Origin of the sequence: Bremerella cremea, assembly GCF_003335505.1 — a bacterium.
In the GTDB taxonomy this organism is placed as follows: domain Bacteria; phylum Planctomycetota; class Planctomycetia; order Pirellulales; family Pirellulaceae; genus Bremerella; species Bremerella cremea_A.
The window spans coordinates 108,657-128,741 of sequence record NZ_QPEX01000011.1 but is presented as its reverse complement, the minus strand read 5'-3'; the positions used below and the strand labels follow the sequence as shown (position 1 = coordinate 128,741).

Here is a 20,085-nt window from a genome sequence, read left to right as displayed (position 1 = left end):
GGCCTAGCCTAGCGATCCTTGAACGAAAAAAAAAGCTATTAGCCTTCCAAAAACGTTGTTTCTGGCGAGGCTGCTTCTGTGTCGTTGGCTCGTGCTTGGAAGACTACCATGCCGGCAATGATCAAGTAGATGCTCTCCCAGGCGATCACCACCGGCAGGCGATTCCACATGCTGGGCAGCAGCCAAGCCGCCGTGAGCGACATGGCGAGGATTGCCCCTAAGCCAATCGCCAGTTGGCGGCGTGGATCTTCCTTCTGCTCGACCATGGTCAGGCCAATAACCATGGCCGGACAACTCCAAACCATGAGGCCAGGCAGCGCGATAGGAAGTTCCTGCCAAGGGAAGTCGATGTGAATCACGGCGAAGCAAATCAAAGTCGCCGCCGTCATCAAAGCAAAGATGGCCGCCAACGAGAACTGCGACTTGGCCTGACCGTGGCTAATCCGATAGATCATCGGCAGCGAAACGCACAGCGAGGCAAAGACCGCCAAGATAATCGTCCAGTGCAACAGCGGGACCTTCCCCAGCGATCCGAGTATGAAGCTACCTCCGGCTACTGCCGTGATTAAGACGACCGAACACCACGCCCACGTTTCTGGTCGTTTCACCCAAGCGGAAGCCAACAGCCCGATTTGCCCTAAGATCAGCCCCAACAAGCAGCCGAACATGGTTTGAGAAGGATCTGGCGCGTAAGTGTTTGCAGCCAAGGCGATATCGACACAGATGCTGGCCGCGACTAATAAGAAGAGCAGAAGTTTTCCGGGGGTGATCATTTCTCCATAGTGATTGGACCAGGCAACAATTGCACGTATTCCTTCTGCCCGGGAAGTTGCAAAAAAGGTGCATAAAATTCACAATGTAACGCTTGTAGGCATTTGTCAGCGAAAAAAGGATTGCGAGAAACCATGGCGGACGAATCATTGCAGGAAATCGTATGTTGCATGGGTCAGCCGGTGGCAGGCAACCCATCACAGTTCATGATGGAGCGTTCTTTCGCTGCGGCTGGTTTAGATTGGCGTTATTTGACACTGGAAGTCGCGCCAGAAGATCTTGCCGCCGCCGTTGCCGGGATGAAGGCGATGGGTTTTCGCGGGGGCAACTTCACAATTCCCCATAAAGTGGCCGTCATTCCTTATCTCACACGCCTGACCGAAGCCGCCGAATTGATGGGGGCCGTCAATTGTATCTACGCAGAAGAAGATGGTTTCGTCGGTGAGAATACCGACGGCAAGGGATTTGTATCGGCCTTGAAGGAAGTAATTGACCCGGCAGAGAAAAAGATTGTGCTGTTAGGTGCTGGGGGCGCGGCCAGGGCGATTGCCGTGGAACTCGGTTTGAACAAAGCAGCCAGTATCGAAGTCGTCAACCGCGACGCAAGCCGAGGGCGTGCCTTGGCCGAATTGTTGTCGGAACGGGTCGGCATCGAATCGAAATGGACTCCCTGGAACGGTACACATGGCTTGGCCGAAGATACCGATATCGTAATCAACGGCACCAGCATCGGCCTATGCGATGGCAGTGCCATGGTTCCGGTCGATCCAAGTACTTTCCGCGAGTCGATGGTGGTGGCCGATGTGATCTTCAACCCACCCCAGACTCTCTTCTTGCAAGCGGCCGAAGAAGCTGGCTGTCAGACGATCGACGGTTTGGGAATGTTGGTCAACCAAGGAGTGATCGGTTTCAAGATTTGGACCGGCGTCGATCCAGACCCCACCGTCATGCGCGAAGCCTTAGAAGAATACCTGGGCATTTAACCCAACCTCTTGTCCCCTCTCCCTTGAAGGTTGAGAGATTCTGGCAAGGCTTGCAACGCATACAGGGCGCATGAAAAAGCGAGGCCTTTGAACCCAAAAGCCTCGCTCGTTTTAAATCCAAACGTTGTTACACGTTGGTCTTATTCTTTTTCTTTCGGCTGAGCGATTCCAATCACGCCGACACCAACACGCGGACCGGCGGCACCGGAAGGTTGGCTCTTCAGATCGTCTGCTTTGGCGTGCACCACAAGCGAACGTCCTAGCACCATGTGCAGCTTAAGACCTTCGGCTTTGACGTCGACCTTGGCCTCGCCTTTGTCATCGGCGGTGATGTTTCCCAGGTCGCCAACGTGGCTATGGGCACCAGGGGCACCATGCTCGTGATCGGATGGATTGTAATGACCACCAGCAGCCGTACCGTCTTTTTTCGTCAGATCGCCATATTGATGGATATGGAAACCATGTTCGCCTGGTTCCAGGTTAATCACCTTACCGGTCAGATGAACGTAGCCATCTTCTTGCGTTAGATAAATCACCCCTTTCACATCGCTACCACTGGTCGATGCGAAAACAGCAACGGCTTCCTCTGGCAACATTTCTTCCGCGTGTTTTGCATCGGCATGAGCGTGTTCCGCTTCTTGAGCGATAACCAAGCCAGGGACTGCAAATAATAAAACGGATAGGGACAGGATGCCTAATTTCATAATGCTTTTTCTCCTACGGGAGTTCTTTGCGTATTCCAGGCCGACAAAACCATTTCGTCAACCTTCTGGCTCACCGCGCGAGCTTGCGACCATTGTTACGCATCGCCTGCACCGATTCCACCAAGGCATCCGAGTTTACCCCCGGTTCATACCACGAAGTATCAATACGATACGCGACACTTTGGCGAAGTGTACTTAGAAACTGGAGGGAATCTTGCCTTGGGCAATCGCCTTCATGTGAGCTGCCGACTCGCGGCCAAAGCGTTTTTGTAGTGTTCTCATGTAGTAATTGGCCAGCCTGGTGAGCCATCGGTTGGGGCGGGAAAAAGCCAAAATGTCGTACCACACATCCCCCTGCGAGTCCATTTCAACGAGAAAACGTTCCTCACCCATCTCCATATGTGCTGGTAGGGTCCCGTAGGCATATCCGAATTTCGGGTGGCTCGTCGAGTCGTCGATGACATAGACAATCCGGCAGGCGTTCAACCAATACAAACCAACTGCCTGACCGACAATGCAGATTTGCTCTCCTTCGCCGATGGGCGTCGAAACAGGCCTGGCGGAAACCCAACCTAATTCAAATTGTTGCCATCCTTGCAGCCCCATTTTTGCTTTGTCGAATATTTCAATTCCCTGCCCTAGACAAACCCGCGTATGATCAAGGTTAAAGCCAGACGGCGGAGTTGTCGCCGTTTTTCCTTGATGTCCATAGGTCAAAGGGCGATTCCGTTGATCAGCCAAGAATCGTTCGACCGTCTCGGAATCAGGTGATGAAAATCGAAACATTGCGGTTCCTATTACGCACTGTCTATTCATGCTCTCCTACTTAGAGCCGTTAACCGTAGGATTTTACGCGAGATAACCTCACTTGTCTGGCGACATAAGAATGCCCATGACCTGCGTAATTCCCAATGATTCACTTCCCCGAAAGTCCATTCTAGTAGCCGGCGCCTCTGGCTATATCGGTAGTCGTCTCGTACCGAAATTGTTGCCGTTTCACAACGTCCGCTGCTTTGTGAGAAATCCGGACCGCCTCGATCCCTCTTATCGAGATCAAGTTGAAATCAGCATCGGTGACGTACTTCATTCCGATACCATCCGTAAGTCGCTAGAAGGGATTGATGTGGCTTACTATTTGATTCATGGCATGGGAAACGCGAAAGACTTTGAGAAGAACGATCGTCTGGCGGCGCAAAGTTTCGTGGCTGCAGCCAAGCAAGCGAACGTTTCGCGGATTATTTATCTCGGTGGTCTCGGCGACGACAACGATCCCGACCTTTCTCCGCATCTTCGCAGCCGGCATGAAGTCGGAGAGATTTTTCAACAGTCCGGGGTGCCCACGATCGAGCTACGTGCCTCGGTAGTCTTAGGGCCTGGCAGTTTGTCGTACGAAATGATTCGTTCGCTAACACAAAAACTGCCCATCATGATTTGCCCGCGCTGGCTATCGACGCCCACCCAACCAATCGCCACGGAAGATATCTTGCAGTATCTGTTTGAGGCCATTGCGTTGCCCCTTACCCAAAGCGATATTTTCGAAGTAGGTAGCCATGATGTGGTGACCTATGGGCAACTGATTCAGATGTATGCCCAGGAAAAGAACCTAACACGGATTCTGGTTCGCGTTCCCTTTCTCACCCCTTACCTGTCAAGCTTGTGGCTAGGTCTTGTCACCCCGACCAGCGCCGAGGTGGGACGCCATCTGATTGAAGGTCTACGGAACCCAACGACCGTAAGTGATGATCGGGCAGAGAAGCGTTTCTCGCATCGTCCCATGTCAACGGCCGAAGCGATTCATCAAGCAGTTCGGCTGGAAAATTCATAATTGCCTGTCAAAGGCAACACTCTAGCGGCAGAAAGTCCAAGCGATAGCAGTCAGCATACTTTGGGATAAGCTGGCGAACCGGCTTGTAGCAAGTATTGCCAGCATCCCCCCTGACAGCATCGACCGCAGCAAGGCTGTGGAGCGTGATGTTGTGATTTCGCAACATCCGTTTTGGATACGCAACGCCCAGCTACTGCGGATGATGCTTTCGGTAAACTTTTCCGACTGGTTAAGCTAGCCCGCAACGACCTTGCAAAGTAGTTGCAGTTTGCCAAAAAAACGGATTAGTTCGTCGGCAATTCGAAAGGAAATCTTGAAACATTTTTGTTTGCCGTAAGACTATGTAAGGTATGCTTTTCCAGTTGAAATCAATTCGGTTGGTAAACTTTTCTGTTTGCCAGTCCGCATGATTTTTGCGACGCTAAATAAGGCTCATCCATGTGGAAGAGGCGCCCCGTTTAAGGGATTAGAACCGAGCAGGAGCGAGAAGGATTTCGTCGGCGGATAGGCCTCCACAGGTCGTATTCGAAAAACCATCTTGGTTAGGACACTAAACAATCATGAAACTCGCTCACCTTAAAATGGCAATGGTAGCCCCTGCCCTGCTGGGTATGTTGGGCTCGAGCATTACTCCGAACATCGCCCTGGCTCAAAGTTGCGGCGGTTGCGGACCGAGCTACAAAATCGTTACTCAGACCGTTGTCGACGAACAACCGGTCACTACCTATCGCTTGGAATACGAACGGGTGGAAGTTCCTAAAGAGGTCACCACCTATCGCCCTGTTTGGGAAACCCAACAACGAGAACGGGTTTATACCGTAGCCAAGCCAGTTACGGAAACTTCCGAACGGGAAGAACGGTACACCGTGATGAAGCCGGTGTGGGAAGAACGAACCGAAGATCGCAGCTACAATCAAGTTCGTTACGTGAACGAGACCGAGATGCGCGAACAGGTTCAAACCGTGATGCGTCCGGTCGTCGAAACTCAGTTCATGGAAGAGCAACGCGTCGTCCGCCGACCGGTGACCGAAACGGTTATCCAAAATCAAACTGTGACGATGTACCAACCGCAAACCGTTTGTCGCACGCAGTACGTCGACCAAGGTAGCTATCAAACCTCTCAGGTTTATACGCCAGGTCCGGTTCGTAATCGTTTGCGCTGGACGACTGGGCAAACTTACGTTGATCCTGCCACAGGTCAGGTGATGTACGATCGAGGCGGGCTCCACTGGGTTCCGCAGCAACGCCCTGGGACGGTTTCCAATGTCACGCAGTACGTGCCGAACGTCGTTGCTCAGCAAGTTCCGACCACGCAATACGTGCCAACTCAGGTCACGCAGCAAGTTCCTGTTCAACGTGTTCGATACGAAGACGAAGTTCAAGTTCGACGGATCCCGTACAACGTGACCCGCTACGAACAAGTTCAACAGGTCAACCAAATTCCGGTGACCGTGCAGAAACAAGTGGTGGAACGAATCGAGAACATCGTTCCGGTTAAAGTCTGCAAGTGGGTTCCGGAAGAAGTTGTCCGCAAGGTGCCGGTCACCACAACGCGAATGGTGTACGAGCAAAAAGTGGAACCGTACGAAGTGAAGGTGCAAAAGTGGGTTGCTGAAACCAGCACCGTCACTGAGACCAAGCTGAACCCAAAGTGGGTTCAGTACACCTACACGAAGCGGACACCACGCACCGTCACGATGCGGATTCCGTTGGATGACTACGGCAATCCAATCACCATCGCGCCGGCCACCACCACGCGTCGCGAGGTTATCTCGCCCAGCCAACCAACTCCGGCCATGAAGCCAGGGACTGTGGTCGAACGCAAAGTGACGACCTTCGAAGAAAAGGAAGAGACGATTGAAGAAACCGTGGAAGGCAAAAAGTCCAACACGGCAAACTCACCTAGCGATAGTGATGAGACTGGCAAGCCATCGCTGAAAAACGCCGACGGAAGCTAATCGTCAGCCAACACCCAACGAAAAAGGCCCATCGTTTGATGGGCCTTTTTTTATGCCTTGCTTAAACGTCCAAGTTTCGGACATCCAAAGCGTGTTTCTCGATGAACTCGCGGCGAGGTTCTACCTTGTCCCCCATCAAAATGCGGAACATGTCGTCGGCGGCGGAGGCGTCGGTCATGGTAACCTGCATTAAGGTGCGGTTCTGAGGATCGAGCGTTGTTTCGCGAAGCTCTTCCGCGTTCATTTCGCCCAGACCTTTAAAGCGGGTCACCTGTAGGCCACGCTCCCCAGCACTACGAACCGCAGCCAACAGACCACGCAAGTCTTCCAAGCCGGTCTCTGCTTCGCCCCGACGCAGCGTATAACGCGACTCGGTACTGCCGGTTCTCTCTTGAGGAATCAGAGCATGGATATCGAAGTTGAGTTCGGCTAGTTCGCTCAGCTTGATATTGATCGTCCGCACTTCGTGCATCTCGGTGATGTGCGGAACTTCGCTCGGATCTTGCTCGACCACAGGCTCTTCGCTGGCAGTCCCTTCTTCCCCTGCGACCACAGCGCCCTCGATAATTGGGCCAGCTTCCGGCAGAGTGCTTTCTGGTTCGGCCAGCAAACCACGTTCTTCCAGGAATGCGTCAACCTCTTTCTTGGTGATAAACCAGTGATCTTCACGCCCCAAAACCAGACGGAAAACAGGCAGCTTATTGGTGGTCGGATCCATTCGGACAGCGTGAATCTTTAAACCAATGCCGCGGCGTTCCAGCGCGATGATGGCTTCTTCTAGCGGTGCCAACGTGCGGCACAGCTTTTCCATTTGCTCCCCTTCGATCACGTTATCGTTTTCATCAACGAACGCACAATCGGCCAAACCGTTTTCGAGAAGTTGGTTCTTCATCTCTTCTTCGGTTTGCACGTAGCGGATGTGCTTCCTATGGACCACGCGGAACAATGGCGGCTGAGCCACATAAACGTGTCCGCCGGCGACCAGTTCGTTCATCTGGCGATAGAAGAACGACAACAACAGCGTACGAATGTGTGATCCGTCGACGTCGGCGTCGGTCATGATCACCACTTTGTTGTAACGCCGCTTGTTGATGTCTTGGTCCATGCCAATCCCAACGCCGATGGCCTGGATCATGCTACGGACTTCTTCGTTGGCCAGAACCTTGTCTTCGCGGGCCTTATAGGTGTTGATGATCTTACCTCGTAGCGGCAAGATGGCCTGGAAATCTCGCAAGCGTCCCCCTTCGGCGGATCCACCAGCCGAGTCACCTTCCACCAGGTACAGTTCGCAGCGTTCCATCTCTTTACTGATGCAATCGCGCAGCTTGCCTGGCAGTCCGCCGCCACCTAGGGCGTCTTTACGGTTACGCAGAAGGTCACGAGCTTTGCGAGCCGCTTCACGGGCTTGCCCGGCCAACATCGCCTTGCGAACGATAATCTTGGCGACCTTGGGGTTCTCTTCCAAGTACTTGTTAAAGAACTCGCCGAAACCTGAGTTGATGTAGCTTTCAACTTCGCTGTTGCCCAACTTGGTTTTGGTTTGGCCTTCAAACTGCGGTTCCGGCACGCGGGTATTGATGATCGCCGTCAAACCTTCGCGGAAGTCATCGCCCGAGAGGGCCATGTCCTTCACCATGTTTTCTTTTTTGGCGTAGTTGTTCAGCGTACGCGTGAGGGCCGTCTTAAAACCGGAAACGTGTGTTCCCCCTTCGTGCGTGTTGATGTTGTTCACGTACGAGTGGAGATTTTCGGTGTACTCTTCGCTGTACTGCAGGGCAATTTCGTATCCCACCCCTTCAGTCATGCCGTTCAAGTAAATCACGTCGGGATGCAGAGCATTCGTCGCGCGATTGAGATGCTCGACGTACTCGATGATCCCTTTTTCGTACTTGAACTCGTCCCGATCATTGGTTCGTTCGTCGACGAAAATAATCATCACACCCCGGTTCAAGAAGGCGAGCTCTTGCAGGCGTTTGGCCAGGGTGTCGTGATTGAACTTGCTGACGTTAAAGATCTGACCGTCTGGCTTGAAGGTGGTTTTGGTACCACGCTTCTTGGTCGGCTGACCTTTTTGAACCGGACCTTGGGGAACACCTCGTTCGTATTCCTGCTGCCAGACGAACCCGTCGCGGTAGACTTCCACTTCGCACCATTCCGAAAGGAAGTTCACCACCGTCACACCCACGCCGTGCAAACCGCCGGATGTTTGGTAAGCCCCTTTGCTGAACTTGCCGCCGAACTTCAGCACCGTCATCACCCCTTCCAGGGTCGAAACGTCGCGGCCAACTTGTTCAGAAAGTTGCGGGTGGCTATCAACCGGGATACCACGGCCATCGTCTTCCACGGTGACGGAGTTATCGTTATGAACCGTCACGATCACGCTGGTGGCAAACTCGGCCATCGCTTCATCGATCGAGTTGTCGACCACTTCGTATACCAAGTGGTGAAAACCACGGGTCGAGCGATCGCCGATGTACATACTCGGACGTTCGCGAACGTGTTCCAAGTCGGAAAGGTGCTCAAGATCGGACGCACCATATTCGGAATTGGCCTTGGCCTGTTGAGCCTGCTTGGCGGCTTCCTTGTTTTCGACGTCCCCAGTTGGTTGATCTTCGGGCGGGTTCACTTCGTTTGGTTCAGTCATATTCGCTTTTCGTTGTAGGGTCCGCTATGCGGACCAGAATCCGTGTCGCAATTGTGAAAGAGGTTTCTTTCGCAGCACGACATGAAATGAAAGTATCGAATTTCAAGGGTTAATGCTTGGAAACGACCATCGTAAAACGGTCCGCACAGCGGACCCTACGCTAGTCGATTCTGCCGACTTTGATTTTCAAATCGGTGATGTTGTGGTCGGGCAGTTGATCCTGTAACGATTTGAGGATCTTTGTTTTTTGAAAACTAATCATCTGGCTAATCGTAGAGTTGGCGACCATCACCAAAAGTTTTCCTCGGGTGACATTGCCGGCGATGCTATGTTCGGCCAATCGCTCTCCGGCGGCAACGCTCCAAGCCTTTTGACAAGCATCGGCCGTTTGAACTTGGGCGTAACCCTTTTGGACCATCAACTGGGCCAACGTTCCTTTGATCGATTGCACCCGGCCTGGTTGGCGATCGCTCATGATTGGAAATTCCGTTTCTGAGGGTTCAAGTTCCGCGTCGCCCCGACAGGGCTTTGTTGTGGGGTGCGTCTTGACGCACCATGACCTGCTAATTGTCTTGCATCTTCTTGGTGTTCACGTTTCGGCTCAGTTCGTTTACGTCTCCACACGAACGCCATGTATTACCGTACTCTCGTTCTTGGTGCGTCTCGACGCACCCTAATTCGGGTAACTTACCGATCACGGGCCAGCGGCATCACGACGTAGTCGTAGTTGTCGTCTGTGCTGAATAGGGCAGCGCTTTCGGCATTCTGGATATTAAGGGTGAAGTTGTTTTCACTCCCTAGCACCTTGTAAAAGTCGGCAACGAAGCGATGGTCCATCGTGATCTCGACAGGGTCGCCATCAAACGGGATCGGAATCTCGACGCGAGAATCGCCCACCTCGGCCGTGTTGCTAGAAAGGATCATCGAGCCGTTGCCGAACGTGAAGTCGATTCCACGGCTCTCGTCGGACGTCACAATGGCAGCCTGACGCAAAGCGGCGAACGCGGGACCGACCGACATCTCGATATGGGCCGCATCTCGTTTCTCAGGCAACACATCACGCCACTTCGGAAAGCGTCCTTCGACCAAGCGAGCGTAGATCGTGGCTGGGCCAACTTTTACAAGTACGTCGTTGGTGCGGGAAGCGATTTGCACCGTCGCTTCGAGATCGGTCAAACTTCGCTCGATCAATTGCATCGCCCGAGAAGGCACAATCGTCATCGCGTCGGTTTGGCCATGTCCTTCGACCTGCGTAGCAGGCCCTTCCATCTTGGCCAGACGGCGGCCATCGGTAGCAACCGCGGTGATGCTGTTTTCGCCAAGTTCCAACAGCACGCCACCCAAGGCATAGCGACCACTTTCGGTATCGGTGGCGAAGAGCGTGCGGCGGATTAGTTCTTTGAAAACCCGAGCCGATACTTCATGGTACTTCGTCTCGGCGAATCCTTGCACAGTGGGAAACTCGTCGGGGTCTTCGCTCGACAAGGTGAACTTGCTGTGTTGGGCTTGCACGACGGTGCGTGATTCTTCGCGTTGCACGCTGAGCTTTTCATCGCGAACCTCCTTCAAGATAGAACCGAACCGTGCCACAGGCAAAACGATACTGCCTGGCTGTTCGACTTCAATGCCTTCCACTTCGATCCGCACGCCGATTTCCATATCGGTGGCCATTAGGATGGCGGATTTCTCAGTGGCGTCAAGTTTGACGTTTTGTAGGATCGGCTTGGGACTACGGCTAGGGGCTACCATGGCCGCAGTCTGGAATGCCTGTTGAAACTTCTCGCGGTCGAACGTGATTTTCATGGAGTAACAGAATCCAACAAATGTCTTCTTTTAGTATTTCGAAAGAGTAGTAGTAGTAAGGCGCCGCCACGAGCTGTCGATAAGTCGGTGAACAAGTCTGTTTGACTCGACGATTCCCGAGTCGTTAGCTCATTTCATGTGTGTGAAAAACCTGGCGCTAAGCCGTTGGTTCCCTGTTGTTTTCGCGTCGACAAATTCGCTAGCGGTGTTGGTTGTTTTTTTCCAAACCGGCTAGCAACGCTTTACCAACATTCACGCACACAAAAGCGACATCTTTTCCACTCTCCATCTCCGTAGGGCCCGCGGTGCAGGCCGGAATTACATGTTATCTAATGCATCTATCTTGCGTTTTTCTTCGAGTCGTATGCAGCTTATGCAAACGGTTCGAAGGAGGTGAGATCGCATGGCTGTCTCACCATTTATTGGTCCGCATAGCGGACCCTACGGGAAATGTCCCGCTTCGAAATTCATCCGTGTTAGTTTGTACTTTGTTGCAGTATGGCCTCGCGTAGTTCGGCGACGGCTTCTCGCAACGCGACATCCTTTTTGAGCTTGGCTTCGATACTGCTAACGGCATGCATGACGGTGGTGTGGTCTCGACCACCAAAATGCTTGCCAACCGCTTTGAGGCTTTCTTCGGTGAGTTGCCGCGCCAACAGCATCGCCACGCTGCGCGCTTGGACGATACTTTGTCGCCGCGAACTTCCCTTCATGTCGGCCACCTTAACGCGGAAATACTTGGCCGTTAGGTTGGCGATGTTTCGCAGGCTGATCTTGGCCGTGTTTTTATCGCTTTGCAAAAGCGAATCGACCAATGCCGTATCGATACAACGCTCAGGCGGTGTTTGGGCGATCAAGCGATTAACGATCCCGCTGAGCTGCAATAGTCCGTGCGGAAACGCGACGGCCAGCTTTTGGGCGGCCATCTGGGTGATTTTGCGATTATGCCGCGTGGCGATCCCTTGAATGAGAACCTCGCGAGTCCCCTGCTCTGGCAAGACGACCGGTATCAACAAACCAGCCGACAACCGGCTGCGTAGTTCGGATGAAAAGCCTTCCATCGCGATCGGATTCTCGCGACACGAAACGAGGACGGTTGCCCCACGTCGATCAAGCTCGTCGAGCAAGTGCAGCAGTGTTTGCTGCATCGAGGGGAAGTGCAGCATCTCGTGCAGGTCTTCCAGCACCAACACGTCGGCCCCGAAAAAGCGGGCACGCGTTTCGTTGGCGGTCTCTTGCCGTAAAGCGTTGCCATACTCGCGAGCAAAATCGCTACCGGTAATGGCCAACACGTCGAGATTGGGATTTCTCTCGATTAAGACTCCCATCAAGCCTTGCAGCAAATGCGATTTACCAGATCCGCTCGGCCCATAGAGCACTAAGGGAGAGAACTGCGAAGCATCTTGTTTTAACGCTTCGACCGCCGATTGAATCAAGCGATTCTCGGGGCCAGCTACAAACGGGCGCAGTCCCTCTATGGACCGCTTGGCGGAACCATTTAGGGCGGGATCCTCTTGCCGGACCCAGGGCAAAGCTATGGTGATGATCTCCGTAACCACCCAAACTCCGTCGCTCGTTTGCCGAAGTGTCTGTCAGACAACTAGTTAACGAAGTCCCAATTATAGGGTTTTTGCATGGGGAAAACTAGCCAGGGGATCGCTTTTCGGGCGGTTTTATCGTCGACGTAACCTTTTGACACAATTAGAGATATGAAAAACTAACTTGTCGATTTCTTCTTCTGTTGTCTCGCGGCTCAAACTTAAACGAATCGAGCCGGAAATTACCTCTTCGTTTAGCCCCATCGCAATCAACGTGGGGGAGGGTTCGGACGAGCCGCTAGCACATGCCGAACCAGTGCTGCATGCCACGCCTGCCATGTCTAAGGCCATCACTAAAGCCTGGCGATCGATGCCTGGAAAGGCAAGGTTTGAGGTGTGAGGCAAACGTAACGCTTGGGCGCCGTTGATTACCATTGCCTCCGGCCCTAATTCCCCGAGCAGGGACGTTTCCAGGCGATCGCGTTGCGATTGCATTCGCAGACCAGCTGTGGGCAGAGCCGTGAGGGCAAGTTCAAGGGCTTTTTGGAAACCGATTGCCAGTTCTACACTTTCGGTCCCTGGCCGCATGGCTAATTGTTGTGAACCGCCAAACATGGTGGGGTTCAGCTTCACGCGATCGTCCAGCACGAGTGCCCCTATTCCACGCGGACCGTGGAATTTATGGGGGGAAATTGTCATGGCAGAAGCTTGCAACGAGCGGAAATTGACGGGTATTTTGCCAATCCCCTGCACGGCGTCCACATGCAGCGGAACCTGGCGATGGCGGCAAATTGCTGCGATTTCGCTAACTGGTTGGAGAACGCCCGTTTCGTTGTTGGCCAGCATTACGCTAACCAGGCGTGTCGGTTCGGTTAGCCAATTGCCAAGCTCTTCGTACTGTACGACACCGTTGGAATCGACCGGTAATTGCCGCACGGTTGTTCCTTGGGCCCGCAATTGGTCGGCGGCTTCGCTGATCGAAGGGTGCTCGATTGCCGAGATGATGACTTGACCATCAGATGGTTTCCCTAAACCGAACAAAGCTAGGTTGTTGGCCTCGGTTCCTCCGCTGGTGAAGACGAGCCGATCGCTTTGGAATTTAGTGATTTCGCCGCCGACAAGATTGAGAATTGTTTCGCGGGCGTCATCCAACCTGCGGCGGGCCTTTTGGCCAAGTTGGTGCTGGCTAGAAGGATTTAAGTATCCAGTGGCATAGGCCTCGGCAAGGGCCTGGGCGACTTCCTCGGCTAGGCGAGTTGTCGCGTTGTTGTCGACGTAAATCACTTTTCAGATTCATCTTCCGATGATTTGGAATCGTCTGGGGTTACTTCCTTAGCCGGCTGCTCGGTTGGTTCGGCGGGGAATTTGGCCAGCTCGGCTGCAATTTCAGTCGACATGGGATCAAACCGCAACGCTTGTTCGTAACAGAACTTGGCTCGCGTAGGGTCATCCGCCCCTTGAGCTGCTTTGGCGGCTTCTAGATAGAGATTTTTGAGGTAAGGATAAAGGATTTCAGTTCCCTTTTGTGTTTGCTGAGCCGTTAACGTGGCGAGTTCTTCCTTATTGAGATTGGCGATTTCCTGCGATTTAGCTGGGTGACCAGTCGAGCCGCTTAGATGCAGCATGTGGTGGATGATATCAGGCACCAAGATATACATATTCCCTTGGGCTGCTGTTTGGACTTCTGGCCACATAATCGCCGCATAGCCAGGGTTGTTTATCGACCAAGTATGCAGATCAATCGCCCCTTCGGTGGCAGTCATTGCCAGGTAATCGAGCAAGATCTGAGCGTCACTGGTATAAGCGCGACCGCCGGTAACGTGCTCGACGGTGATCCATTGGTCGTCGGTGGGTTTGTTACCCGTTGCCGTGATCCATTTCTTCTTGGCGAGCGTTTCCTCGAAATTGCCGGTCCGATCGAAATAGGTGGTGGCTGAGAGACGAATGCCGAAAACTTCGTAATACGAGAAGCTGCGGGTTTGAAAGCCATCGACGGCGAACTGTTCGCCAGAATGGGTCGACGTGCTCATGACGACGCCTGCCCCAATCACCAAAGCAACGAGGCCGATTAGCGCGAACGCCAACAAACGCGAGGTCATTCGCTTACGGCTATCAATGCTTATCGTTTTCGCTGAAGTGATGCTCACTGGGTCAGTAAAACTTAAGACAGGAAGGAAAAATAGAAGTTGTTTCAACCACTTCAGTTTAGTGTGTCGAAACGCCCCTGGCGAGAAGCAATCATCCTACGAAAACGGCCTGCACCCTTTTACTGGGGAGCAGGCCGTCGTATCAGATCGTTCATTAGCCTAGCCCGTTAGGCTGGCTTAGCCTTCGTTGCTATTAGCGGCTTCCCGTTTTTGCTTCAAACGCTTACGAGCCGCACCACCACCAATCAGGCCAACTACACCCATGCCGAAGAGGGCCATGGAAGCAGGTTCAGGCACTGCAGCTGGCGGGTTCACGCCGGCGTAAACCTTGATTTGATTTGTCGCGATGGGGATCAAGCCATCAAGAACGCTAAAGGTGATCGTGTAGATACCATTTTGCGTAACTGTCCCTGGCAGCAAACCAGAAAAGCCTACGTTCGTCGAGTTTTGCGTGATTGTATAGTCATCATTCAGATCCGATGCAAAGGGAGCAGTTGGAATAAAACCAAAGACTAGCGGACCAGGTGTGACATCGTTCGCTGAAGTAGTTGTCTTATTTCCGTAAGAGTTGTCGTTGTAAAGTTCATTTACCGGATTGTAGTTAGTCGAAGAGTTGCTCCCCGCCCCTGCTGGATCGAAGTCAAAATTAATGTTGTAAGTAAACGCTGATAGCTTATTGGTTGTGCTAGCTGGCGTACCTTGGTTGAAGTCGCTATTGACTGACCAGTCGAGATTCCAGATTGCTCGATCAGTTCCGTAATTGGGGGTCGAGAAGTAGTAAGAGCCTTCTTCAATGGCATAACCTAGATCACTACTTTGGTCAAAGTTTTTAGGCTGATTTCCATCGTTAGGATCATAGCGAAGCTTGGCTCGCATCCCGATTTCGACGCCGCCCGCTTGCGAAACGGTAAAGTATTGGTTGGAGTTTCCACTTCCGAAGAAGACATTCGACGAAAGCATGTCTGCCTGGCTGACGCTCCCCAGACAGCCCAGAAGTAGTAGAGCAAGTAGTGTTTTGGGTAACAGTTTCATTAAAGCTGGCCTCTCGAAAATCGGGTAAAGGAGGGATTTGTTTCTACCTAAAAGTAACTACTCGTAAATCCATTTAAAACAGTTTATATGACCCATTTAACGTAAATTGCCGGAATTGTTTATTTAGCTTTAATTGCTTATCCAAAGGAGGGGTTTCTCTGAGAATCACGTAAAATCAGCTGTAATTTAGAGATACGGCTGCTGAAATGCGTTCAGGAAAGTTTGGTCGTTAACCAATTTTGCAGTTCTAAAGGACTGAGTGCGTTCATTCTTTATGGGGGATTTTGCGCGAAAAGCGCATTTCTTTTACAGCAGGAGAAGATTAGGAGGCAAAGGGCTCGCGGGAGAAGAGCGAGTAATAGAGAGGGCGAGAGTTCGCTACCCTTCGCTTGATCAAACGTTTCTTAGGGTAGTGATCAGGCCAAAGCCGATAAGTCCCAAACCTGCTAAGGCCATGACACCGAAAACAAGTGTGAAAATCACATCGCCTTGTCCCAGCATGAACCAAAGGATGCCCGCCATCACCATATCGCTAAGGCCGCTAAACATGAGGAGGGGCCCTTTGAGCGCTTGCCCGCGGCGAACAGGCTGCCGTGATTTTCGAGACATGATGCATTCTCCCGATTAATTGATGCTTGCCCTGTTACCCTACAATTCGTGTCTGATAGTGCAAGCAAACGAGGGGGAATAAAAAAACGCCGTGTCTCAAAACACGGCGTTAAGAAGTAATTGATCAAGCACTTGGCAATGGAAAGCAGCGGCTTATTTGTACAAGAATAAGGGGCAGTTGGCAGTTTCCAGCATCTTGTTCGTCGACGATCCGAAGAAGGTTTCTTTGAAGCCACCGCGACCGTAAGCGCCTAGAATGACCATGCGAGGGCTTAGTTCCGCGACCTTTTCGGCAAGCAATTCGACAACGCTTTTGGTTTTAAGAATGGCATGTTTGGTAGCGGTGAGGCCGTGGAACTCCAGGAATTTAGCCGCTTCTTCCAAACGTTCGTGGGCTTTGGTCTCTTCCCCACTGATGCTTACCAAGTGAATCTCGGTTTGTGGACCGTAGATTTCTAACAGCGTCCAAAGCTGCAAAGCATGCGCTGCCGGGTTACTACCATCGTACGCGATCATCACCCGATGATTGTCAGGCAGTTGATCAGGGTAAACGATCACTGGACGGGCATTGTCGACCAACAGCTTTCGCACAGTAGCGCCAACATACTCGCTTGTTTCAAAGTGAAAGTTGGTCTCTTTACCAATCAAAATGACGTCGTGGCTTAGGGCATGCCGTTCGATTTGTTCGTAGGGCAAGCCTTCGCTGGGAATACAAGAGTAAGGAATGTTATCGGCCTGGCAGCGCTGTTCAAACTCTTGCAGGATTTGTTCCATCCGCTCTTGGGCTTCTTTGAGCAACGTTTCGTCACGCTGCTTTTTGTAGGCCCCTGCCCCAATCGGAACGCTTGTGGGCGCCTTGATGCCGGGAAGATCAACCACGGCAACACCAGACAGATGGATGGTGTCGGTTCGACCATTGTTCTTTTCAACGTAACGTTGGCACAACGAAATCGCCATGTCCAACGCGATCTTGCTGGACGGGGAATTGTCGAGAGCCAGTAGTGCGCTGCGAATCATGTATCTGTTTCCTTCCTCGGGGTGTCTGAAAGCAGCCTAATAGCCGTTTGATTTTCTCAGATCGGCTCCGTTGTTGAGACGAGACCGATTGCCACCTCCCATGGAATCGATTCGACCTGACTATGACTCAATTGTAACATTGCCTAGCGAGCCCGGGATGTACGATGGTTGGAATTTGCTGGGGTTGCCAAGGCCTAAATCGCTACCCAGTGGCATCACTTTCGACCAAACTAAGGCCCCAGCGGTCGATTGGAAAGAATATGCCGGTTATGCCCTGGGGCTGCTAGCTAGATTTGCCTTCTCGATAATCTGGAAAACCTCCCGTGATCGATTCCCGGCAGCAAGACATTTTATTCTGGGGGCAAAGGGGCCTCGCAGACATTCCGCAGCCGTATTAATTCTCGCCGCTCCGCGAGGTATTTTCCCCTCATAATGCGGGGAATTGGGCTCAGATTGTCAAGAAGTGACGGATACAGCCCTGGTTCGCGGTTATTTCAAATCACCTAGCTGCATCAGGGATGTCTCGATGGGTAGAGCGAGATTGGCAATCGCTGGCGAGTTCCCATCATGCAATAAGGTGATTCGATGCTATTAACGGTTCTATTTGGCGGCTTTTGTCTAGCTTATTCGTGTGTGTCACTGGGAATAACCAGTTATTGGGCGTGGCGCGTTTGGTTCAGATAGCCGTTAAAAGAGAGAACGCTGTAACGAGGCGACCAAGTCACGATGTTTTGCTTCACGCTCACGCATTTGCAGAACGATCGCCTCTTCTTCTTCGAAGCAAGTCGCATCGGCTAACGCCTTTTTGAGACGCGACATATCCAACTCAAATTCCTCTTGGGCGGTCGTTAACGCACTGCGATAGCTGCCTGCATGTATTCCGTTCATCGTGTCTCTTGCTGCCCCAAAAAAAGATGCGATGTCAAAAGCCCTCCTATTCTGTCGTAATCAATGGGCCCAGTTTCCGCAAAGCCCTTGGCTGTTCAGTGGCATGATATCGCGGTGAAATGGGCGAAAAAAACACGATAATTTCTCGCTCGGCGTTTTCAGCGTTGTTTTTCAACTTAAACCTGAGGTAGCGAATATGAATTGCAGTAAGATCGATTGAGCACGGTTCTGACGAATCGAACAAGTGTGACCAAATTGTGCTGCGAAACGTACGGCAGAGCAAGCAGCAATAATCTTTGGACAAAGCGACTTGGCCGCACTGCAACTGTCGAAGTGGGCTCGCTAAAACGATCCTTTAACTTCGTAGACAACTTTCGTTATCACGAGTCCCCTACCAACCCATGACCGTTTACATCATTCTGTTGATTAGTTTTCTGCTGGCTTGGAGTTTGGTTGGCTTTGCCCTAGCGATTCTGTTTTTGAAGTTTCGCTGGAATCTGGTGGGCGGATTTCTTTTGGCGACGTTCGGTTGGCTGCCTATTGTTGGCTTGCTTGGTCTGTTGGTTTTCGGAATCTGGACAGGCAAGGTTTCCATGTCGCAAATAGGGCTGAACGAAGTAGAGTTGTCTCAATCCGAAAACGACTATTTGGCCTCGGGGATTGGTTTTCTGCTGGGAATGGCCTTGGGAACGTTCGTTGGTTTGTGGCCACGGCGCAATGCTGAAGAGAAAAAAGAACGCTGGGCTCGCACTTGGCCGTTGATTCGCACGTTTGTCGCTGGTGGATTGGCAGTGCTGCTGGCGTGGGGGGTGTTTGTCTTAGCCGATTGGCACGCAAGCTCGAAGTTAAAGGGACTTCGCGAAAAGTATGCTGAGCAGTTAGCCACACAAGAAAAGTTAGCTCCCCAGCAAAACAAGGAAGCGGCTGCGGCGCACGACGATTTATTGCTTAGCTTAATGCAAGAGTCTCGGCCTGTTTGGCGAGGGAACGTTACCGATTTTCAACCGATGAAAACGAAATTCCCCGAAGGTTTTTTGCTGCCCGATACCAAGCTACTGCGGGCCTTCGTGCCAGGTTCGAAACAGATCAACGAGTTGCGTCCGCTGGTCGATCATTACCACGAACCGCTGCAACAACTACCAATGCTTGTGCTCGAATCGGACGAGCAATTTCAGGATTGGCATCCGCTGGTAGCTCGCTTGCTGGCTTACGATGCCCTGGTTCATCTGTACGACAACGACCTAGATGCCGTCCTGCTTGACTTGCAACTGCTCCGCACGATGGGAACCCAATTGCTGGACGAGCAAATTGACGATTGCCAATCCTATCAGTGGTTCGAGTTTTATCGTTATCTTATTTTTCAGGCAGTGTTGGGAAAGTCCTCGCCAGTGCCGGCTGATATTTATGACGAAATGCTGCAACCGATTCCAGGTTTGCGGCTGAGTATCCGCCGAGCTTTAAAACGTGAGATGGACGAATCGGTAGTCGATTGGATCGATAACTTACTGGCCGCACCGGTGGTGAATAATCCTACTTTTTCATATTGGCGAATGGCCGCTATCGAGCGAATACTATATGCAGAAAACCTTCCTCTCATCATTGAAAAGATGGAGCAGGAACTCGATCAATATTATGTCGACGAGGCACAGACTTACACTCCTTTTGGCTCGATATCTTTTCCTGGTTTCTATAACGACTATCTATGGTTAGACGTGACTGATTTTACGGGAAAGATGGTTTTTCAAACCAACTTCTCGGCCAGTCACTTCCAGCGTTACGAAATGGTGAAGTTAGCCCGGCAAGTGGCAACCTTTCAGCAGAAGCATGATCGCTATCCCGACGATGACGAGTGCCTGCGAATGCTAAGTGATGTCCAGATGCAGGCCGGCATCGATCTGATTTCCTTTGGTAAGAAGAACTCGGACGAAACGGTCGGGGTTTTGATCTTTCTCCGCAGGCACCATCGTTTAGATGATCAGATGGGGATCTATTTAGGAGATTCTTTTTTTAGGTTGGTCGACTATTTGCAGGACTTAGAAATCTTTGACAAAGATGACGCCAACGGCAGATTCATTTGGAAGTTTGATCCTCAGGGGCAGAACATGCTCAAGCCAACCCTGCCAGACTTTGGTGAAAAGGCACCAGTTGATCCGATCGATTAGCGCT

The 20,085-nt window shown here is 51.9% G+C and carries 17 protein-coding genes; 4 read left to right on the top strand and 13 right to left on the bottom strand.

Annotated features, from left to right (window positions below):
- Positions 1-38: 38 nt before the first annotated feature.
- Entirely contained in the window at positions 39-773 is a 735-nt protein-coding gene (locus DTL42_RS07770) for a hypothetical protein (RefSeq protein WP_114368151.1), read from the bottom strand.
- Positions 774-905: 132 nt separating this feature from the next.
- On the opposite strand from DTL42_RS07770, the gene aroE reads away from it, so the two are divergent.
- The gene (aroE, locus tag DTL42_RS07765; RefSeq protein WP_234824118.1) at positions 906-1,754 is read left to right on the top strand and encodes a shikimate dehydrogenase; all 849 of its coding nucleotides are present in this window, start codon (positions 906-908) and stop codon (positions 1,752-1,754) included.
- Between the two features lie 140 nt (positions 1,755-1,894).
- Here the strand turns inward: aroE and DTL42_RS07760 are convergent, their stop codons facing one another.
- Complete coding sequence (locus DTL42_RS07760; protein ID WP_114368149.1) at positions 1,895-2,458, bottom strand: superoxide dismutase family protein; 564 nt, start codon at positions 2,456-2,458, stop codon at positions 1,895-1,897.
- A gap of 195 nt (positions 2,459-2,653) precedes the next feature.
- Positions 2,654-3,244 carry a DUF1990 family protein gene (locus tag DTL42_RS07755; RefSeq protein ID WP_114368148.1) on the bottom strand — a complete coding sequence of 197 codons (591 nt, stop codon included), beginning with the start codon at positions 3,242-3,244 and terminating at the stop codon, positions 2,654-2,656.
- Between the two features lie 106 nt (positions 3,245-3,350).
- On the opposite strand from DTL42_RS07755, the gene DTL42_RS07750 reads away from it, so the two are divergent.
- Positions 3,351-4,283, top strand: a complete 933-nt coding sequence (locus tag DTL42_RS07750) for an NAD(P)H-binding protein (protein ID WP_114368147.1) — start codon at positions 3,351-3,353, stop codon at positions 4,281-4,283.
- A 560-nt stretch (positions 4,284-4,843) separates the two neighbouring features.
- Positions 4,844-6,241, top strand: a complete 1,398-nt coding sequence (locus DTL42_RS07745) for a hypothetical protein (protein ID WP_114368146.1) — start codon at positions 4,844-4,846, stop codon at positions 6,239-6,241.
- Between the two features lie 61 nt (positions 6,242-6,302).
- Here DTL42_RS07745 and DTL42_RS07740 read toward each other — a convergent pair whose 3' ends face one another.
- The 10 genes from DTL42_RS07740 to DTL42_RS07695 all read right to left on the bottom strand — a co-directional run bounded on the left by DTL42_RS07740 (position 6,303) and on the right by DTL42_RS07695 (position 17,919).
- Entirely contained in the window at positions 6,303-8,885 is a 2,583-nt protein-coding gene (locus DTL42_RS07740; RefSeq protein WP_114368145.1) for a DNA gyrase subunit B, read from the bottom strand.
- 160 nt (positions 8,886-9,045) lie between these two features.
- Entirely contained in the window at positions 9,046-9,360 is a 315-nt protein-coding gene (locus tag DTL42_RS07735; protein ID WP_114368144.1) for a DUF721 domain-containing protein, read from the bottom strand.
- Positions 9,361-9,572: 212 nt separating this feature from the next.
- The gene (gene dnaN, locus DTL42_RS07730) at positions 9,573-10,688 is read right to left on the bottom strand and encodes a DNA polymerase III subunit beta (protein ID WP_114368143.1); all 1,116 of its coding nucleotides are present in this window, start codon (positions 10,686-10,688) and stop codon (positions 9,573-9,575) included.
- Between the two features lie 476 nt (positions 10,689-11,164).
- Complete coding sequence (locus DTL42_RS07725; protein ID WP_114368142.1) at positions 11,165-12,247, bottom strand: DnaA ATPase domain-containing protein; 1,083 nt, start codon at positions 12,245-12,247, stop codon at positions 11,165-11,167.
- Between the two features lie 114 nt (positions 12,248-12,361).
- A complete protein-coding gene (locus DTL42_RS07720) occupies positions 12,362-13,510 on the bottom strand; it encodes a cysteine desulfurase family protein (protein ID WP_114368141.1) in 1,149 nt (382 codons plus the stop codon).
- On the bottom strand, positions 13,507-14,373 hold the full coding sequence (locus DTL42_RS07715; protein ID WP_147274199.1) for a hypothetical protein: 867 nt from the start codon (positions 14,371-14,373) through the stop codon (positions 13,507-13,509). The genes DTL42_RS07720 and DTL42_RS07715 overlap by 4 nt, the downstream gene beginning before the upstream one ends.
- 177 nt (positions 14,374-14,550) lie before the next feature.
- Positions 14,551-15,405: a PEP-CTERM sorting domain-containing protein gene (locus tag DTL42_RS07710; protein WP_114368139.1), complete on the bottom strand. Its 855-nt coding sequence runs from the start codon at positions 15,403-15,405 to the stop codon at positions 14,551-14,553.
- Positions 15,406-15,798: 393 nt separating this feature from the next.
- Positions 15,799-16,014 carry a hypothetical protein gene (locus DTL42_RS07705; RefSeq protein ID WP_114368138.1) on the bottom strand — a complete coding sequence of 72 codons (216 nt, stop codon included), beginning with the start codon at positions 16,012-16,014 and terminating at the stop codon, positions 15,799-15,801.
- A gap of 153 nt (positions 16,015-16,167) precedes the next feature.
- The gene (locus DTL42_RS07700; protein ID WP_114368137.1) at positions 16,168-17,031 is read right to left on the bottom strand and encodes a universal stress protein; all 864 of its coding nucleotides are present in this window, start codon (positions 17,029-17,031) and stop codon (positions 16,168-16,170) included.
- Between the two features lie 687 nt (positions 17,032-17,718).
- The gene (locus DTL42_RS07695; RefSeq protein WP_114368136.1) at positions 17,719-17,919 is read right to left on the bottom strand and encodes a hypothetical protein; all 201 of its coding nucleotides are present in this window, start codon (positions 17,917-17,919) and stop codon (positions 17,719-17,721) included.
- A gap of 401 nt (positions 17,920-18,320) precedes the next feature.
- Between DTL42_RS07695 and DTL42_RS07690 the strand changes: the two genes are divergently transcribed.
- On the top strand, positions 18,321-20,081 hold the full coding sequence (locus DTL42_RS07690; RefSeq protein WP_114368135.1) for a DUF998 domain-containing protein: 1,761 nt from the start codon (positions 18,321-18,323) through the stop codon (positions 20,079-20,081).
- The last annotated feature ends 4 nt before the right edge of the window (positions 20,082-20,085 follow it).

Coding starts and splice junctions, on each gene's coding strand:
- aroE (WP_234824118.1), top strand. CDS start 906: ATGGCGGACGAATCATTGCAGGAAATCGTATGTTGCATGGGTCAGCCG.
- DTL42_RS07690 (WP_114368135.1), top strand. CDS start 18,321: ATGACCGTTTACATCATTCTGTTGATTAGTTTTCTGCTGGCTTGGAGT.
- DTL42_RS07755 (WP_114368148.1), bottom strand. CDS start 3,244: ATGTTTCGATTTTCATCACCTGATTCCGAGACGGTCGAACGATTCTTG.
- DTL42_RS07735 (WP_114368144.1), bottom strand. CDS start 9,360: ATGAGCGATCGCCAACCAGGCCGGGTGCAATCGATCAAAGGAACGTTG.
- DTL42_RS07695 (WP_114368136.1), bottom strand. CDS start 17,919: ATGAACGGAATACATGCAGGCAGCTATCGCAGTGCGTTAACGACCGCC.
- DTL42_RS07705 (WP_114368138.1), bottom strand. CDS start 16,014: ATGTCTCGAAAATCACGGCAGCCTGTTCGCCGCGGGCAAGCGCTCAAA.
- DTL42_RS07745 (WP_114368146.1), top strand. CDS start 4,844: ATGAAACTCGCTCACCTTAAAATGGCAATGGTAGCCCCTGCCCTGCTG.
- DTL42_RS07740 (WP_114368145.1), bottom strand. CDS start 8,885: ATGACTGAACCAAACGAAGTGAACCCGCCCGAAGATCAACCAACTGGG.
- dnaN (WP_114368143.1), bottom strand. CDS start 10,688: ATGAAAATCACGTTCGACCGCGAGAAGTTTCAACAGGCATTCCAGACT.
- DTL42_RS07760 (WP_114368149.1), bottom strand. CDS start 2,458: ATGAAATTAGGCATCCTGTCCCTATCCGTTTTATTATTTGCAGTCCCT.
- DTL42_RS07770 (WP_114368151.1), bottom strand. CDS start 773: ATGATCACCCCCGGAAAACTTCTGCTCTTCTTATTAGTCGCGGCCAGC.
- DTL42_RS07750 (WP_114368147.1), top strand. CDS start 3,351: ATGACCTGCGTAATTCCCAATGATTCACTTCCCCGAAAGTCCATTCTA.
- DTL42_RS07710 (WP_114368139.1), bottom strand. CDS start 15,405: ATGAAACTGTTACCCAAAACACTACTTGCTCTACTACTTCTGGGCTGT.
- DTL42_RS07700 (WP_114368137.1), bottom strand. CDS start 17,031: ATGATTCGCAGCGCACTACTGGCTCTCGACAATTCCCCGTCCAGCAAG.